Annotated in this window: 15 protein-coding genes; all 15 read right to left on the reverse strand. The window is 72.8% G+C overall.

What is annotated here, in order from left to right; genetic code table 11:
• Positions 1-11: 11 nt before the first annotated feature.
• The 15 genes from asnB to DV20_RS12205 all read right to left on the reverse strand — a co-directional run bounded on the left by asnB (position 12) and on the right by DV20_RS12205 (position 16,331).
• Positions 12-1,982 carry an asparagine synthase (glutamine-hydrolyzing) gene (gene asnB, locus DV20_RS12140; protein ID WP_043779531.1) on the reverse strand — a complete coding sequence of 657 codons (1,971 nt, stop codon included), beginning with the start codon at positions 1,980-1,982 and terminating at the stop codon, positions 12-14.
• A gap of 7 nt (positions 1,983-1,989) precedes the next feature.
• Positions 1,990-2,256: an acyl carrier protein gene (locus DV20_RS12145; RefSeq protein WP_043779533.1), complete on the reverse strand. Its 267-nt coding sequence runs from the start codon at positions 2,254-2,256 to the stop codon at positions 1,990-1,992.
• A gap of 32 nt (positions 2,257-2,288) precedes the next feature.
• On the reverse strand, positions 2,289-3,881 hold the full coding sequence (locus tag DV20_RS43430; RefSeq protein WP_063607795.1) for a thioesterase domain-containing protein: 1,593 nt from the start codon (positions 3,879-3,881) through the stop codon (positions 2,289-2,291).
• 29 nt (positions 3,882-3,910) lie between these two features.
• The gene (locus DV20_RS12155; protein ID WP_043779536.1) at positions 3,911-4,561 is read right to left on the reverse strand and encodes a nitroreductase family protein; all 651 of its coding nucleotides are present in this window, start codon (positions 4,559-4,561) and stop codon (positions 3,911-3,913) included.
• A 20-nt stretch (positions 4,562-4,581) separates the two neighbouring features.
• The gene (locus DV20_RS12160) at positions 4,582-5,382 is read right to left on the reverse strand and encodes an AfsR/SARP family transcriptional regulator (RefSeq protein WP_051735929.1); all 801 of its coding nucleotides are present in this window, start codon (positions 5,380-5,382) and stop codon (positions 4,582-4,584) included.
• 78 nt (positions 5,383-5,460) lie between these two features.
• Positions 5,461-5,646 (reverse strand): acyl-CoA carboxylase epsilon subunit, encoded by a 186-nt coding sequence (locus tag DV20_RS47315; RefSeq protein WP_152603685.1) that lies wholly within the window; start codon positions 5,644-5,646, stop codon positions 5,461-5,463.
• The gene (locus DV20_RS12165) at positions 5,643-7,187 is read right to left on the reverse strand and encodes an acyl-CoA carboxylase subunit beta (protein ID WP_084093460.1); all 1,545 of its coding nucleotides are present in this window, start codon (positions 7,185-7,187) and stop codon (positions 5,643-5,645) included. Before DV20_RS12165 ends, DV20_RS47315 begins: the two co-directional genes overlap by 4 nt.
• Positions 7,188-7,345: 158 nt before the next feature.
• Complete coding sequence (locus DV20_RS12170) at positions 7,346-7,543, reverse strand: hypothetical protein (protein ID WP_043779538.1); 198 nt, start codon at positions 7,541-7,543, stop codon at positions 7,346-7,348.
• 37 nt (positions 7,544-7,580) lie between these two features.
• Complete coding sequence (locus DV20_RS43055; RefSeq protein WP_051735931.1) at positions 7,581-8,720, reverse strand: ATP-grasp domain-containing protein; 1,140 nt, start codon at positions 8,718-8,720, stop codon at positions 7,581-7,583.
• A gap of 354 nt (positions 8,721-9,074) precedes the next feature.
• Positions 9,075-12,122: an AfsR/SARP family transcriptional regulator gene (locus DV20_RS12180; protein WP_043779539.1), complete on the reverse strand. Its 3,048-nt coding sequence runs from the start codon at positions 12,120-12,122 to the stop codon at positions 9,075-9,077.
• 526 nt (positions 12,123-12,648) lie between these two features.
• Positions 12,649-13,563, reverse strand: a complete 915-nt coding sequence (locus tag DV20_RS12185) for an alpha/beta fold hydrolase (protein ID WP_084093441.1) — start codon at positions 13,561-13,563, stop codon at positions 12,649-12,651.
• Between the two features lie 34 nt (positions 13,564-13,597).
• The gene (locus DV20_RS12190; RefSeq protein ID WP_043779541.1) at positions 13,598-14,845 is read right to left on the reverse strand and encodes a beta-ketoacyl-[acyl-carrier-protein] synthase family protein; all 1,248 of its coding nucleotides are present in this window, start codon (positions 14,843-14,845) and stop codon (positions 13,598-13,600) included.
• Positions 14,842-15,075, reverse strand: coding sequence for a phosphopantetheine-binding protein (locus DV20_RS12195; RefSeq protein WP_235190799.1), 234 nt, complete (start codon positions 15,073-15,075; stop codon positions 14,842-14,844). The genes DV20_RS12190 and DV20_RS12195 overlap by 4 nt, the downstream gene beginning before the upstream one ends.
• Positions 15,076-15,277: 202 nt before the next feature.
• Positions 15,278-15,607, reverse strand: coding sequence for a hypothetical protein (locus DV20_RS12200; protein ID WP_043779544.1), 330 nt, complete (start codon positions 15,605-15,607; stop codon positions 15,278-15,280).
• A gap of 214 nt (positions 15,608-15,821) precedes the next feature.
• Positions 15,822-16,331, reverse strand: a complete 510-nt coding sequence (locus DV20_RS12205; protein WP_235190800.1) for a MarR family winged helix-turn-helix transcriptional regulator — start codon at positions 16,329-16,331, stop codon at positions 15,822-15,824.
• Between the last annotated feature and the right edge of the window lie 85 nt (positions 16,332-16,416).

The following is a 16,416-nucleotide window of genomic DNA, read 5'->3' on the forward strand; positions in this document are numbered from 1 at the left end:
TCCGTGCCCGGCTAGGCCGGCAGCATGCTGGTACGGCGGTCGGTGACGCGCAGCCCGGAACGCAGCGGCGCGCTGTCGCGGGCCTGCCCGCGGACGAACCAGTGGTGCAGCCAGAACAGCGAAGCCAGCAAGGTGAACGCCTGGTTCTCCTTGGTGCCGACGCGTTCGGCGGGGCCGTCGAAGACCCGGTCCACGAGCGCTCGGGTGAACTCGGGATCGAGCACCCCAATCTCGTCCAAAGTGGACCTGTCGGTCAGGAGGTCGCGGTAGTCCGGGCACGCGCGCACGAACGCGGCGCTGTCGGTGGCCCGGTAGGGGAACTTGCCCTTGGCGAGGACCCGCTCCGGCAGCACGTCCGCGTAGGCGCGCTTGAGCAGGTACTTCTCGTCGAACGGGTCGCCGAAGCGGTGGTTGACCGAAGCGGCCAGCCGCACCACGGCGGGATCGAGGAACGGGCAGCGGTTCTCGACGCCGTGCCCGAGCGCCATCCGGTCGCCCTGGGTGGACAGCAGGTAGCCGGCCAGCAGGGTGCGGAACTCCAGCCACTGCGCCCGCTGCACGGTGCCGAGCCCGACGTACCCCGGCTCCCCGGCCACCAGCCGCTGTGCGGGGCCGAACGGGTCGGCCGCCTCACGCAGCAGCCGCACCGCGAACCGGCCGTTCTGGAACCGCATCTGGTGGGTGAACAGCCCTGGCAGGTGCTCTTCGGTGAACCGCCGGTACAGGCCCAGCAACCGCCGCGCCGCGCCTTCGTCGCTGAAGTGCGGCAGGTACGGGTGGCTGCGCGCGATCCGGTCGAGCCGCGCCTGCTCGTCGAGCTCGTCCCAGGCTTCCAGCAGCAGCGCGTCCTTGAAGAGGCCGTAGCCGAGGAAGGCCTCGTCCGCGCCCTCGCCGCTGAGCACCACCTTGATCCCGGCCTCGCGCACCCGCTCGGCGAGCAGGTACATCGGGACGAACGCGGTGCGGAACGCGGGGACCTCGGCGTGCCGGACCGCGGCCGGGAACGCGCCCACGATGTCCTCGTCACGCACCCGCAGGGCGTGGTGGCGGGTCCCGAGCCGCTCGGTGAGCGCCGCCTGCTCGGCCGACTCGTCGAAGCGGGCGTCCTCGAACTCCACGGAGAACGTCCGCAGGCCGGCGGGCTGCCGCTGCGCGGCCAGGTGGGCGATGATCGAGGAGTCCAGGCCACCGGAGGCGTAGACGCCGACCTCGACGTCGCTGCGCAGCCGCACGTCCACCGCCGCGGCCAGTTCCGCACGGACCCGCTCGATCGCGGCCGCCTCGGACTCCGGGGCCGGGCCGGGCGTCAGGTCGAGCTCGGCCCAGCGGCCGCGGTCCACGCGGTCGCCGCGCAGGCACAGGTATTCGCCCATCGGCACCTGCTCGACACCGCGGTAACCGCTGTGGTCGGGCAGCGGCGTCCAAGTGGCGAAGATTGACGCCAGCTGGGCGGGGTCGAAGGAGAACCGGAACCCCGGGTAGGCGAGGAAGGCCTTCATCTCCGAGGCGAACAGCCAGCCGTCGCCGTGCCGGGCCACGAACAGCGGGCGCTTGCCGAACCGGTCGCGCACCAGGGTGAGCTCACCGGCCGCGGAGTCGTAGATCGCGAAGGCGAAGGCGCCATTGAACCGGGACAGGCAGTCTCGGCCCCAGGTCAGCCACGCCTGCAGCACGACCTCGGTGTCGGAGTCCGTGCGGAACCGGATCCCGCGCGCCCGCAGTTCGCGGCGCAGCTCCCGGTAGTTGTAGAGCTCGCCGTTGTAGCACAGCCACCACCGCCCGTCGGCGCTGCCGACCGGCTGCGACCCGCTCGCGAGGTCGATGACGCTCAGCCGGACCGTGCCCATGGCGAGCCGGTCGTCCAGGTAGCAGCCCGCCTCGTCCGGGCCGCGGTGCTCGATCTGGCGGAGCATCCCTTCGATCAGCTCCCGGTGGCCCTCCGGCGACCGGTCGCCGCCGTACACACCGGCGATTCCGCACATCCCGGCGTCACCGGCCGTCCGCGCTCGGGACCGCGGCCGACTCGACGAACTCGGCGATGCCGCGCAGCGACACCAGCACGCTGTCGAGCAGGTTCTCCCCCAGCTCGACGCCGTAGCGCTCGTGCACGTGGTTCATCAGGGCCAGGTAGCCGAACGAGTCGAGCACCCCGGCCTTGAACAGGTCGGTGTCCTCGGTGATCTCGTCGCCGAAGCGGAAGAGCGCTTCGCTCTCCAGGTAGCTCTTCAGCTCGGCGGTCAACGTCGGGTCGGGCATCGGAGTTCCTCCCTCGGTCGGGCGGGTGTGGTTCACGGGCGGGACGCAGCCGCGGCGGTCCGCGGCTCGGTCCCGCCGATCAGGTCCGCCAGGGCGGCCCAGTGCTCGCGGATGAAGAAGTGGTCGCCGGGCAGCCGGTGCCTCAGCAGCGGCTCGGTGGTTTCGCGCTGCCAGGCCGCGATCTCCGCGTCGGTGAACGGTTCGCGGTCCCCGGTGACGACGGTGATCGGCACGTCCAGCGGCGGTTCGTCGCGGTGGGCGTACCGGCCGAGCACGGTGAAGTCGGCCCGCAGCACGCGTTCGTAGTGCGCCATCAGGTCTTCGAACTGCCGCAGCTGCGCGGGCACCCCGCCGAGCCGGTCGAGGTGGGCCCAGAACGCGTCCCCGGTCAGGCGCCAGGTGTCGCGTTCCCGGCTGGGCACCGACGGGCCGCACTCCCCGGAGACGACCAGCCGCTGCGGCCCCGGGAGGTGTTCGGCCCGGATGCGCCGGCAGAGCAGGAACGCCAGGCGGGCGCCGAGGCTGTGGCCGTAGATCGCGTACGGCTCGTCGAGCCGGTCCCGCAGCTGGTCCAGCAGGTCGGTCACGACCGCGTCGACGTCCGCCGACAGCGGCTCGGCCACCCGGCGGCCGCGGCCCGGCCGTTCGAGCGGCACCACGTCCAGCCCGCCGAGGTGCGCGGCGAGGGGCCGGTAGGCGTTTTCGTCGCCGCCGGCGAACGCCACGGTGAACACCCGGCGCGGGGCCACGGCCGGGGACACCGGCGTCGCGTCGATCTGCCGCACCATTCTCGTCAGCACTCCTTCCCCGCCGATTTCCCGGAAGTCCGCGGCGGGCAGCCGGCGCAGCACCGCGCGGACGCTGTCGGCCCACCGCACGGTGCCCGCGATCTGGTCGCCGAGCGTCCGCGCCACTTCGCCGTCGCGGTACGGGCGCGCGGTCACGTTGGCGATCACGGTCCGGCGCAGCGGGGCGAAGGTGAACCCGCGCAGGAAGGCCGCGAACTCCTCGCCCGCCGCACGCATGTACCGCGAGTGGAAGGCGGCCGACACGCGCAGCGCGGCCACCCGCACGCCCCGGGCGGTCAGCGCCTGCTTGGCGCGGTCGATGTCGGGCTCCGGGCCGGACACCACGTTCTGCGTGGGCGTGTTCCGGTTCGCGATGTCCACTGTGGTCAGTCCGTCGGCCGCGAGCAGCCCGGCCAGCTCGTCGGCCGGGACGCCCAGCACGGCCAGCATCGCCCCGCCGTTCTCCCCGGCCATGAGGACCGCGCGCTGGGCGACGAGCTTCAGCCCGGTTTCGAAGTCGAAGGCGCCCGCGGCCAGCAGCGCGTTGTACTCGCCGAGGCTGTGCCCGAGCAGCACGTCGGCTTCGGGCTCCCCGCGCCGGAGCCGGTCCAGGTAGGACAGGGCGTTGACGACGTAGAGCGCGGGCTGGGTGTAGCGGGTGTCGTCGAGACGGCCGTCCGGGTCTTCCAGGCACAGCCGGGCGATGTCGTAGCCGAGGACCTCGCCGGCGAGGGCGACGTGGTCGGGAAACCGCTCGAACAGGTCCGCGCCCATTCCCTTGGCCTGGGTGCCCTGGCCGGGGAAGAGCACGACGCTGCCGCCGTTGGCGACGGGCATGGCTGCTCCGCTCTCAGAGAACTGGCTGGTCAGGTCAGGGGACGGCCCCACGTGTCGAGGAAGGCGACGGTGCCGAGGGGACGGCGGGCCGGCGGGCGGAAGTCCGTGGTGGTCGTGTGGGCGACCGGCAGCAGGCCGACCTGCGTCACGTCCGCGGGCAGGCCGAGGATCTCCGCCGCCTCCCGCTCCCGCTGCAGGTGCAACGTCGTCAGGACGGTGCCGAGGCCCCGGGAGCGCAGCGCGAGCTGGAAGCTCCACACGGCGGGGTAGATCCCGCCGTAGAACGAAGCCGCTTCGGCGTTGCCCGACGGCGGGGTGCCCTGGACGCACGGGACGACCAGCACCGGGACGCGGTCGATGACGTCGATCAGGTGCTGCACGGAACCGACCATCCGGCGGACCGGCGGGTGCGCGACCGCGGCGCCCAGCTCGGCGCGCACGCCGGCCAGGTAGGCGCGTCCGACCTCCCGGAACAGCGCCCCGAGCTGCTTGCGCGACCACGGGTCCCGCACGACGATCCAGCGCCAGCTCTGCTGGTTGCCGGGCGAAGGCGCGTAGGTGCTCAACCGCAGGCAGGTCTCCAGGACCTCCGGCGACACCGGGCGGTCGAGGTCGAGCTTGCGGCGGACCGCGCGGGTGGTGCTCAGCACGTGGTCGACGCCGGTGGTGTCGATGTCCATGGTTCCTCCCGTCGTCGCCGTCACAGCGGGACCGGGTGCTCGAGGGCGGACGTGCGGCGGGGCGCTCCGGACGGCGCGCCGGTCAGCACGAGGTGGTGCAGCCGGCGCAGCTCGTCGGAGGGGTCGAGGCCGAGCTCCTCGTTGAGCACGCGGCAGGTGTGCTGGTAGGCGACGAGCGCGTCGGCGCGCCGGCCCGCCCGGTTGAGCGCGGTGACCAGCTGGTGGTGGAAGCGCTCGCGCAGCGGGTAGCGGCGGATCAGCGCCTGCAGCTCCGGGATCACCTCGGGCAGGTGCTCCTGCTCGAGGTCGGCCTGGACCCGCAGTTCGAGCGCGGCCTCGCGCAGGCCCTCCAGCCGCGCGGCTTCGGCGTCCAGCGCCGGTCCCTGCCGCACGTCGGCGAGCGCGGCCCCGCGCCACATGGCCAGTGCCCGGTCCATCCGGGCGGAGGCGTCGGCGGCCCGGCCGGCGTCCAGCGCCGCCCGGCCCTCCCGCACGGCCCGCTCGAACCGGCGGACGTCGAGGCACTCCGGGTCGATGTCGAGCAGGTAGCCGTGGCGCACGGTGGCGAGGAGCTTGCTCCCGGAGCCGACGTGCGCGGTCAGGTGCTTGCGCACGTGGTAGACGTAGGTCTGCACGGTGCCCAGTGCCGACTTCGGCGGCCGCTGCGGCCACAGCTCCTCGGTGATGCGGTCGACGTCGACGGCGCTGGGGCTCTCCAGCGCCAGCAGGGCGAGGACCTGCCTGATCTTGGTGGAGGTCGTCCCGAACTCCCCGTGGGGGCCTTCCACCCGCAGGGGTCCGAGCAGGCTGATTTCCAGCATGGGCTCTCCTCGGTTCGGTGCACCGGGCTTCCGGCGCGGCGGCGGTCCGGCGGGCACACTCCCGCCGGGGAACGGATCTCACCCCGACGTCCACATGCCGGGCGGCCGGTAGGCCCGGCCGGCGGGCGTCCACGAGGCCCCGGCCCGGCGATTGCATCCCGGTGGCGGTGCGGATTTGCGGCGCAGCACGGCGACCGCCGCGAGCAAAGCGGCCAGTTCCGCGTCGTCCGGCGTGCCCCGCCTGATCACGACGGCCGGCCTCATGTCGGCGGGTTCCCGTGCTTGCGCAAGGGCAGCTGCGCGTGTTTGCCCCGCAGGGTGCCCAGCGCGTCGATCAGCACCCGCCGCGTGTCGGCGGGGTCGATCACGTCGTCGACGAGGCCTCGTTCCGCGGCGTGGTAGCCGTGCATCAGGCTCGTCCGGTACTCCTCGATCAGCTTGGCGCGCACGGCTTCGGGGTCCAGCGCCGTGCTGATCTCCCGGCGGAACACCACGTTCGCCGCGCCTTCGGCACCCATCACCGCGATTTCGTTGGTGGGCCAGGCGAAGGACAGGTCGGCCCCGATCGACCGGGAGTCCATGACGATGTAGGCGCCGCCGTAGGCCTTGCGCAGGACGACCTGCACGCGGGGCACCGAGGCGTTGCAGTAGGCGTAGAGCAGCTTCGCGCCGTGGCGGATGATGCCGCCGTGCTCCTGGTCGCGGCCGGGCAGGAAACCCGGCACGTCGACGAGCGTGACCAGCGGAATGCTGAAGGCGTCGCACATCTGCACGAACCGCGCGGCCTTCTCGGCGGCGTGGATGTCGAGGACGCCGGCCAGCACCGCGGGCTGGTTGGCGACGATCCCGGTCACGTGCCCGTCCAGCCGGGCGAGCGCGCAGATCACGTTCTCCGCCCAGGACGCGTGCACCTCGAAGAACTCGCCGTCGTCGACGATCTCCTCGACGACCGCGCGCATGTCGTAGGCGCGGGCCCCGTCGGCGGGCACGATGTCCACCAGCCGCTCGCAGCGGCGGTCGGGACGGTCCGACGGCACCACCGGCGGGGCCGGCTCGCGGTTGTTGGACGGCAGCAGGGAGATCAGGTACCGGACGTCTTCGAGGCACTCCTGCTCGGTGTCGTAGACGAACCCGCTCGCGCCGGACACCGTGGCGTGCACCTCGGCTCCGCCGAGCTGCTCGTGGGTGATGTCCTCGCCGGTGACCGAGCGCACGACGTCCGGTCCGGTGATGTACATCTGCGCCACGCCGCGCACCATGAACACGAAGTCGGTCAGCGCCGGCGAATAGGTCGCGCCACCGGCGCACGGGCCGAGCATCACGCTGATCTGCGGGATCACCCCGGAGAAGCGGACGTTGCGCTCGAAGATGCCGCCGTACCCGGCGAGCGCGGTCACCCCTTCCTGGATGCGCGCGCCCGCGCCGTCGGACAGCGCGACCAGCGGGGCGCCCGCCGCCGCGGCCATGTCCATCAGCTTCTGGATCTTCTCCGCGTGGGCCTCCCCCAGCGAGCCGCCGAAGATCCGGAAGTCGTGCGCGTAGGCGAACACCGTGCGGCCGGACACCGTGCCCCAGCCGGTGACCACCCCGTCGGTCGCGGGCCGCCGGTGCTCCAACCCGAACCCGGACGAACGGTGGCGGCGGAATCGCTCGATCTCGCGGAAGGAGCCGGGATCGAACAGCAGGTCGAGCCGGTCGCGCACGGTCAGCTTGCCCTTGGCCCGCTGGGCGCGGGTGGCGTCCGGGCCGGGCCCGTCCTCCGCGCGCCGCCGGGCCGTCGCCAGCTCGCGGACCAGTGCGCGCATGTCCGGCCGCACCGGCGGCGGCACCGTGGGTTCTTCGATCGTCGTCACCGCCGGGCCTCCCGCCGGACCGGCGTCGCGCTTCGCTCGTCGCTCACTGTCGTTCTCCCCGAAAAACGGCGTGCGGATGGAATTTCCTCGCGGTGCCCCGGTGCCGAGGCTCAGTTCGGCCCCTCGCCGGAGTCCCGGCCGCCGGGGAAGGGGACCGCGAGCGCGGCGCGCGCGCCGGGCGTCAGCGACGACCCCGCGGACCGCGTCCCCGTCACGCCGAGACCCCCCACGGCGACGGCGAGCACGAGCAGACCCGTGCACACCACCTCGGCACCGCGCTTCCCGCTGATCGCCGAACCGCTTCGCATGTCACCATTTCCTTTCTCGCCATCGACGAGACCATGGTCACAAGCGCTGTTCCCAATCCATTCCGTCCTCGATACCGCTCACTTCCACCCGCACGGTATTTCCGGCAAAACGGACATAACAGTCATCGTTCCGCGTCGGCGGCACGCTGTCGCGCGCGGCGTCGAGACGCGCTTCGACGGCCTCCGGTGTCGCGCCTTCGGCCAGCACACGCAAGCCCGGCAGGCCGTCACCGGGCCGCCCGGCGAACGGCCGGAAGAACTCGACGGCGGCGAACCACCGGGGCACCGGGGGATGCACCGGGACCCCCGCCAGTGCGCGGAACAGCTCGGTCTGCACGTCGAAGCCGGTGGCGGTCTTGATCAGGCGCGGGATGCCGCGGGTCCCGAAGCACGGCCGCGAGCCGACGATCCGCGGCCCGTCGTCGGCCAGCACGACGGTGGTCTCCGCGGGGCCGAACTCGTAGCCCACCAGGTCCAGCATCGCCGTGACGGCGGCCCGCACGGCCATCGCGGCGGACTCGGGCAGCGGCGCCGGGTGCAGGTAGCGGACCCCGTGCGCGCCCGGCCGCCGGGCGGTGAGCCCCACGACCCGGTGCATCCCGTCGTGGGTCAGGGTCGTGGTCACCACCTCGGGCCCGGCCACGAACTCCGCCACCGCGAAGGGCGCACGCCTGCCCGGCGCGGCCAGCCACCGCTCCAGGGCCGGTGCCGACCACACCACCGTCTGCTCGCACTCCGAGCGGACCACCACCGGCCAGCCGATCTCCGCCGCCGCCGCGGGAACGTCCCCGGCGGCGGCCACCACCCGGGTGCGCACCATGGGGTGGCGGCTGCGGGCGAGCACCCGGCCCAGCTCGCCGATGTCCGCCAGCACGTGCGGCGCCCGCGCGGACTCGGGGCCGGGGACCCCGGCGACCGGAAACCCCGTGGCGTCGAGCACGTGGGTGATCGCCCGCTCCCGGACCACCCTGGCCACCGCCGCCGCCACGGCGGCCTCGTCGCCGGGGTCCACCAGGACCAGCCGGCCCCCGGCGAGCGGGGTGAACACCCGCTGGTGCGCCCGGTCGGCGAGCAGCCACGGATCGAGCCCGCTGCGCACCGCTTTCCGCGCGAGCGAAAGCGCGGGAAAGCACAGCAGCAGCCGCGTGCCCGGCGGGCCGGGCCGGTCCGGCGCCATCAGGCCACCACGTCCGCGGCGCCGTGCCGGGCCCCGGCCGCGTCACCCGTACCCCGCCGCGTCATCTCGACCCCCCACAGTGCGGTGGACCGCGATCCACCGAAGGAGCACCGCGGCCACGAAGATCTGGTGCCAGTTGTCGACGGTATTGTCACCGGCCCGGTTCCCGATCCGTTCCCACGGCCGCGCCCCGCGGCCCGCCCGGACCGGGTCCGCGCCAGGCGGGTGATCGGGGCTCGCGGCGGCACACCGGTGTCAGGGGAGTCCACCCGGCCCGTCCCCGGCACGGGCGCTCCGAAGGTCCGGGCTCCCCGGCAGCGCCCGGGATCGGCGCCCCGAGTGGATGGCCGCCGCTCAGTAGCGGGCCTGCGGCGGCACACCCGCGATCCCGAAGATCTCCTCGGCCCGGCGGCGGCACTCCCGGCCCTCCTCGGGGGAGCCGAGCGCGGTCCGGGCCTCCGCCATCCCGGTCAGCGCCCGCGCTTCTTCGATCCGGTAACCGATCTCCGTGGCGAGGGCGTGGGCCTGCTCGTGCAGCACGAGGGCCTCGGGATGGGCGCCCTCGGCGCGGCGCAGGCGGCCGATGAGGTTGGTGATCACCACCCGCCGGATCGGTGTCCAGTGGGCGCGGTGGTGCTCCAGCCCCAGCGTGACGAACTGCCGGGCCTGCTCGGCCCGCCCGAGCCGGTGCCCCACCAGCGCCGACACGGCGTAGGCCAGTGCGACGTCGCCGGGAGCACCGAAGTTCTCGCCCAGTTCCCGGGCCAGGGCCAGCTGGGCGTCGGCCTCCTCGAGCGCGCCCAGTCCGAAGAGGGCGAGGGACAGGTCGACGAGCGCCACGACTTCGTTCTCCCGGGCCCCGACCTCCCGGTTCAGCTCCAAGGCCCGTCTCGCCGTGTCCACCGCTTCGGTGTAGCTGCCCTGCTGCTCGTGGAGCGAGCTGAGGTTGACCAGGGACTCCGCCTCGGCCCGCCGGGCGCCGAGCTCGCGCTTGATGCGGATGGACTCCTCCAGCAGCGGCAGCGCCTCGGTGAGGCGGCCGGTGGTGGACATCAGCAGGCCGAGCATGCCGGTGTCCTTCGCCATCCCCCGCCGGTCGCCCACCTCGGTGGCCAGCCTGAGCCCCTCGTCCGCCGCCTCGATCGCCTCGCCGAACTGGCCGTGCTTCCAGTGCGCGACCGCCGAGTTCGACAGGCTCAGGCGCAGCAGCGGGGCGTCACCGAGCCGGCGCGCCGACACCACGGCCAGCTGCGCCACCTTGACGAACTCGGCGTACAACCCGGCCGCGTCGAGGTGGAAGACCAGGTTGCGGGCCAGCCGGACCACGTGGCGGTCGAACCCCTGGGCGTGCGCGAGCGCCACCGCTTCCCGCAAGGTGGCCTGCTCGCGTTCGAGCCAGGCACGGGCGGTCTCCCGGGTCGGCAGGTGCGGGAGCGCGGGCGCGGGTTCCGCGTTCACCGGCGGCAGTTCCGCCCGGCCGGGGAACAGCAGGTCGCAGACGCGGTCGGTGACGTGCACGAAGTAGTCGAGCAACCGCTCGAACGCACCACGGGTGCCCTCGGCGTCGTCCCCCGCCTCCTCTCCGGCGTTGACGTGGGCGACGAAGCTGCGCACCAGGTCGTGGAAGGTGTAGTAGCCGATTTCGTGCTGCTGCACCATGTGCGCGTCGAGCAGGACCTCCAGCACCGTCTCGGCGATGTCCGGGGGCAGGCCGAGCAGGGCGGCGGCGGAGTGGACATCGATGTCACGTCCGGGGTGCAGGCCCAGGACGCGGAACGCGGCCCGGTGGCGCGGAGCCAGCCCCTCGTAGGAGATCCGCAGGGTGAGGTCGACCCCGCGGCCGCCGGCCTTGAGCTCGTCCAGGCGGCGGGACTCGTCGCTCATCCGGTCGGCGAGGTAGCCGATCGGCCACCGCGGGCGGTTGGCGAGCCTGCTCATGGCGATGCGCATCGCCAGCGGGAGGTGGCCGCACAGCTCGACCAGCTCGGTCACCGCCTGCGGCTCCGCCTCGGCGCGGCGGCTGCCGAGCAACCGGGCGGCCATCGCGACCCCGTCTTCGGTGCTCATCGTCCCGAGCGACATCCAGTCGGCACCGTCGAGGTCGATCAGCCGGGTCCGGCTGGTGATCAGGACCAGCGACCCGGGGCTCAGCGGCAGCAGCGGCCACACCTGGTCGACGTCGTAGGCGTTGTCCAGCAGCAGGAGCAGCCGGCTGGACGCCGTCGTGGTCCGCCACAGCATGCCGCGCGCGTCGGGGTCGTCCGGCAGCTCGTCGGCGGGCACGCCGAGCATGCCGAGCAGGACCTCGATGGCCCGCTCGGGCGACAGCGGCTGCCCGCCGGAGGTGTAGCCGCGGAGGTTGACGTAGAGCTGGCCGTCCGGGTACCGGTCGGCGACCAGGTGCGCCGCGCGCACGGCCAGCGACGTCTTCCCCACGCCGCCCATCCCGTCGATCGTCACGATCTTCGGGCCGGCACCGGCCGGCGCCTCGATGCGGCTCAGCAGGTCCTCCAGCTCGGCCTTGCGGCCGGTGAAGTCCGCGAGGTCGTACGGCAGGGTGCGGGCGGGCCGGGCGGCCGGCGGCTCCGGCGGGGGCGGCGGGTCCGGCGTGAGCGGGGCCGGCGGCTCCGGGGTCCCGAGCCCGGGATCGTTGCGCAGGACGCGCTCGTACAGCTGCGCGAGCGCCGTCCCCGGGTCGATCCCCAGCTCGTCGGACAGCAGTGCGCTGACCTTCCGGTACTCCACCAGCGCGTCCGCCTGCCTGCCGGACCGGAACAGGGCGACCATGAGCTGCCCGCGCAGCTTTTCCCGCAGCGGGTGGGCGGCGATGTGCTCGCGCAGCTCGCCGACCAGCTCCCGGGCCTCGCCGCGCGAGAGGCGCATGTCGATCAGCTGCTCGACGGCGTCGAGGTAGCGCTCCTGCAAGGCGGCGTCCGCCGCCCGGATCGCCGGGCCGCCACCGCCGGCGAGGACCGAACCGCGCCGCAGCTCCAGCGCGCCCTGCAGGTGCGTCGCCGCCTCGTCCCAGCGCCGGTCCGATGACGCCTTCCTGGCCTTCTCGAGCAGGCTCAGGAAGACGTTGACGTCCACCTGCTCGGCGGGCAGGACGGCGCGGTAGCCGGGGCCCTCGGTCAGGATGATCTCGTCGCCGGCGGGGATCAGCCGGCGCAGCCGGGCCACCGCCTTGCGCACCTGGTGCGTCGCCGTGGCGGGGGGCTCCTCGTCCCAGACCGAGTCGACCAGCTGCGAGACGCTCAGCACCTGGCCGGATTCCAGCAGCAGGGCCACCATGACCCGTTCCTGGACGGCACCGCCGAGGTGGATCCGGCGGCTGCCGGACCAGCACTCCAGCGCCCCCAGGACGTTGATGCGGAGGTCCGCGTCCGGCGGTGAACCGTTCATCGGACCTCGCCCCCCTTCGGCACGCCGGCTGCCCCCGCCCAGTGCAAAGTCCGCCCTTCCGTGGAGGAAAACCCGGTCCCGCCGGCCCGTACCGCTGCCCAGCCCCACTCATGTTAGGCAGAAAACGAGCGGATTTTCGCCCACCGGCCGGAGGCAACCCGCAGGACGGGTGCAAGCAGGCAGCCGCGGCGAGCTGAACGGGCAACATCCCGGGGCGGTACGGAGAAAATCATTGACGGAACGGGAGAGCATCGGTAAACCTCCGTCCAGCGCACGGCTTTCCCCCGTTCGGCCGTAGCGGGGGCCCGATTTCGCCTGCTACTCAACAACTCTCGGCGGCGCACCGGGTTTCCGCAGCCTGGTGAAGGAACCGGCAGCGGCGGCATTTGCCCGTGGTGCGCACCGGGTACCGCCAGCTTCTGGACCGGCACCGCGGCACGTCGGCCGGGCCGTGGTAACCGAGCCGGAGCCGGCTCGGCGTTTCAGGCATGCGTCTTCCACCAGCGCACCAGCCCGGAAGCCGCCCCTAGTTTCCCGGGCCGACGCGGCGGCCCGGGCCGACGTCACGTTCACTGCCCGTCCCGTGGTCGGCCACATAGGACGCCGGCTCCACCGGCTGGTCGGTGAAGAAGCGGACGGCCAGGTCCGCGACGTCGGCCGCGCGCTCCAGGACCACCCAATGGTCCGCGTCCCTGATGCTGACGAACCGGCTGCCCGCGATCGTGGCCGCGAACTCCCGCTGCCGGTCCGGGGAGGTGATCGAGTCGTGCTCCCCGGTGAACACCAGCGCCGGTACCCCGGACAAGCCGCCGTCGAAGGCCGGGCCGCTGATCAGGGACCGGCGCAGGTACTCCATCACGTTGGGCACGTGCACGGCGACGTGCAGCATCGACCGCTTGACGTACCGGTACACCAGGGACCGCCGGGGGATGTGGCGGCCGGGGTCGAGGCACAGCTGCATCCGCGCGGCCACCGTGGCGAACCCTTCGGCGTCGCCGACGGCGAGGTGGTCGGCCGCTTCGCGCAACGACGCCTGCTGCGCGGGACTGGTGTGCGAGACCACGCCGCCGAGGACCAGCCGCGCGATCCGGTCCGGGTTGCGCTGGGCGCACCCGAAAGCGAGTTCGGCGCCGTAGGAATAGCCGAACAGGTTGATCCGCGGTACGCCGAGGTCGTCGATGATCCGGTCGATCGCCCGGCCCATGAACGTGGTGTCCGACCCCGACGGCAGCGGGTCCGAAGTCCCCATCCCGGGCAGGTCCGCGGTCACCAGGTCCGTCAGCGGCGTGATCCGGTCCTCCATGTGGGGCCAGCCGTGACTGCCCTGGAACCCGCCGCCGAGCACGACCACCGGCTCGGTCCGCGGAGCGGGCTGCCGCAGCCGCCGGTAGCTGAACCGCGTCCCGTCGATCGCCAGCGCACGGACAACTTCCTCGTACATGCTCCGCTTTCTGCTTCCTGGAACCGCCGAGGGCTCAGCTGCTCTTCGTGAGGACGAGCGCGGCGTTGTGGCCACCGAAGCCCATCGACGTCTTCACGGCGCACTCGAACGCCGCGGGCCGCGCTTCCTTGGCGACGACGTCGATCGGGATCCGGATGTCGCGGGTGCGGAGGTTGCCGGTCGGCGGCACCAGCTGCTTCTCCAGCGCCAGGACGGTCAACGCGGCCTCGATCCCGCCGGCCGCGCCGAGCGCGTGCCCGGTCATGGCCTTGGTGGAGGTGACCAGGGGGACTTCGCCGAGCACCCGGTGCAGCATCCTGGCTTCGATGAGGTCGTTCATCACGGTGGAGGTTCCGTGGGCGTTGACGTGGCCGACGTCGGACGGCGCCACGTCCGCGTCCGCCAGTGCCGTCCGCAGTGCCCGCTCGATCCCGGCGCCTTCGGGATCCGGCGCCACCGCCGCGTAGGCGTCGCTGGAGGCGCCGTAGCCCGCGATGCCGGCCCGGACCCGCGCGCCCCGCGCCGCCGCGTGCTCGGCTCGCTCCAGGACGACGAGGCCGGCGCCCTCGCCGACGACGAAGCCGTCGCGGTCGGCGTCGAACGGGCGGCACGCCGTCGACGGATCGTCGCGGCGCGTGGACACCGCCCGCATCTGGCAGGCACTGGAGATCAGCAGCCGGGAACACACCGATTCGGCGCCGCCGGCGATGGCGATGTCGCACGCCCCGGCGCGCAACAGCTGCAGAGCGGTACCGATCGCGACCGTGCCCGAGGAACAGGCCGTGGAGACGCTCAGGCTCGGCCCCCGGGCGCCGAGGTCCATGCAGACGCTGCTGGCGGCGCTGTTCACCGTGGTCATCGGCGCCAGCTTCGGCGACACCCGGCGCGCCCCCTTTTCCGCGAGGACGGTGCTTTGCTCGTCGTAGAACGGAAGCCCGCCGTGGGCCGAGCCGATGACCACCGCGACCCGGTCGGTGTCCCACCCGGCGGTGTCGAGCCCCGCGTCCGCCACCGCCTCCCGGGCCGCGATCACCGCGAGCTGGGAAAACCGGTCCATCATCCGCATGGCCGGCACGCCCAGCCGATTTTCCGCGTCGAGGTCGTCGATGGTGTACATGAAGTCGCACGACAGCCCGTGCAGTTCGTCGCGGTGCCGGACGCCCCGCGCGGCACCGGACCGGGTCACCCCGTGCCACGCGGCGTCGGCTCCGATGCCCGCGGCGGTGACCAGCCCCAGGCCGGTCACCGCCGCGGTGGGCCCGCTGCGGGAGCGCGCCGTCACGCCGCGGTCTTCTCGTCGACCACCGTGGTCAGCTGCCCCACGGTTTCGCGGGTGGTCAGCTGGATGTCTTCGAGGTCGATGCGCAGGCGTTCTTCGAGCAGCACGCGCAATTCTTCCAGGGCGAGAGAATCCATGCCGAGCTCGCGCAGCGAGGCCTCGGGCCGGACGTCGACCGGTTCCACGCCGAAGGTTCGGGTCAGGAGAGTGGCGATTTCTTGTTCAGCGGTCACGCTGCTCTGGACTCCCATTCACATTCGCGCGAACCACCTTGCTGCGGTCGCGACACGGCACATCGGCAGATACCCCCGCGACCGACAGTTATATCCGCCCCCGCGGCAAATGGGAGCCACTTAGCTCGATGGAGTGAATTTCTGGCGAGCCGAAAACCGCCGCCCGAAGCCCGCTCCGCCGGGTGGGTTCGAAGCGCGTCGCTCAGTGGCCGGCGCCGGTGCCGCCGTCGGACACGCCGGTGCCCGCGCAGTTGTCCGGCGACTCGCCGTCGCCCACGCCGACGCCGTTGGCGACGTCGTGGAGCGGCACCTGAACGAGCAGGATGTTGAAGTCGTTGTCGCAGAACCCGACCGTGCCGCTGACGTTGTGCAGCGCGTCGGTGTTTTCGAGGTTGACCAGGCTGAACTGGCTGGTGGAATCGGAGCCGCCTTCGTAGCCGTAACCGTTCCAGGTGTCGGCGGTGGCGACGCCACCGGCCAGGAACGCACCGGCACCGAGCGCACTGGTCACGACGAAAAGCTTCTTCAGCATGCGGGAGACTCCTTGAATTCGGAAAGCTTGACCGGGGCGACCGCGACGGTGTTCCGTCGCGCGCGAGCAGAAAATACTGGCGTAGTGGTCCGGCGCACCACTTCAGAACCCATCGGGTGACGCTCGCGGGCCGCCGAGCGCGGTGTTGTTCACCCGGTCGTGGCACACCCCCGGCGGCCACCGCGCGGTGCCGCTCCCGCGGTGGTGCGCCGGATCAGAGCCGCCGCAGGGTCCGTCCGGTGAACGGCGCCCCGAGGTCGTCGCCTTCGACCTGGTTCGCGATCTGGCGGCCGATATCGGACAACTCGGTCACCTGGCCGGGCCGGAGCGCGTCGAACACGTACCGCCGGACCGCCGCCACGTGGCCGGGGGCGGCCTTCTCGACCACCGCCATGCCCTCATCGGTGAGGGTCGCCTCGATGTAGCGGCCGTTCTCCTCGCTGGGCGCTCGTCCCATCCAGCCGCGCTGCTCCAGGCGTTTGGCCACATTGGACAGCCGGGACACCGAACTGTTCACGTGCTGGGCCAGTTCACTCATCCGCAGGCGCCGGCCGGGAGACTCCGACAGGGCGGCGAGCACGAGGTACTCGAAGAAGGAAAGGCCGCTGTCACGCTGCAGCTGGGCGTCGATCGCGCCCGGCAGCCTGATCATCAGCCAGGACAGGGCGATCCAGGCGTCGCGCTCGTCCGGCGACAGCCACTCGGGTTCGTCCTGGCCCTTCACGCCGGCGATCCTACCCATCGGCCGAGCCGCGTCCATCCGACTGACATTTCAAGCTTGATTTCACACTTGAAATGAGGCTAGGGTC

Source organism: Amycolatopsis rifamycinica (assembly GCF_000695625.1).
Lineage (GTDB): Bacteria > Actinomycetota > Actinomycetes > Mycobacteriales > Pseudonocardiaceae > Amycolatopsis > Amycolatopsis rifamycinica.

Excerpts from the sequence above, each read along its gene's own strand:
- DV20_RS43055 (WP_051735931.1), bottom strand. The coding sequence starts at position 8,720 with ATGGCGCCGGACCGGCCCGGCCCGCCGGGCACGCGGCTGCTGCTGTGC.
- DV20_RS12160 (WP_051735929.1), bottom strand. The coding sequence starts at position 5,382 with ATGCTGGAAATCAGCCTGCTCGGACCCCTGCGGGTGGAAGGCCCCCAC.
- DV20_RS12185 (WP_084093441.1), bottom strand. The coding sequence starts at position 13,563 with ATGTACGAGGAAGTTGTCCGTGCGCTGGCGATCGACGGGACGCGGTTC.
- DV20_RS12180 (WP_043779539.1), bottom strand. The coding sequence starts at position 12,122 with ATGAACGGTTCACCGCCGGACGCGGACCTCCGCATCAACGTCCTGGGG.
- DV20_RS12165 (WP_084093460.1), bottom strand. The coding sequence starts at position 7,187 with ATGCGCGCACTGGTCCGCGAGCTGGCGACGGCCCGGCGGCGCGCGGAG.
- DV20_RS12200 (WP_043779544.1), bottom strand. The coding sequence starts at position 15,607 with ATGCTGAAGAAGCTTTTCGTCGTGACCAGTGCGCTCGGTGCCGGTGCG.
- DV20_RS12145 (WP_043779533.1), bottom strand. The coding sequence starts at position 2,256 with ATGCCCGACCCGACGTTGACCGCCGAGCTGAAGAGCTACCTGGAGAGC.
- asnB (WP_043779531.1), bottom strand. The coding sequence starts at position 1,982 with ATGTGCGGAATCGCCGGTGTGTACGGCGGCGACCGGTCGCCGGAGGGC.
- DV20_RS12155 (WP_043779536.1), bottom strand. The coding sequence starts at position 4,561 with ATGGACATCGACACCACCGGCGTCGACCACGTGCTGAGCACCACCCGC.
- DV20_RS43430 (WP_063607795.1), bottom strand. The coding sequence starts at position 3,881 with ATGCCCGTCGCCAACGGCGGCAGCGTCGTGCTCTTCCCCGGCCAGGGC.
- DV20_RS47315 (WP_152603685.1), bottom strand. The coding sequence starts at position 5,646 with ATGAGGCCGGCCGTCGTGATCAGGCGGGGCACGCCGGACGACGCGGAA.
- DV20_RS12170 (WP_043779538.1), bottom strand. The coding sequence starts at position 7,543 with ATGCGAAGCGGTTCGGCGATCAGCGGGAAGCGCGGTGCCGAGGTGGTG.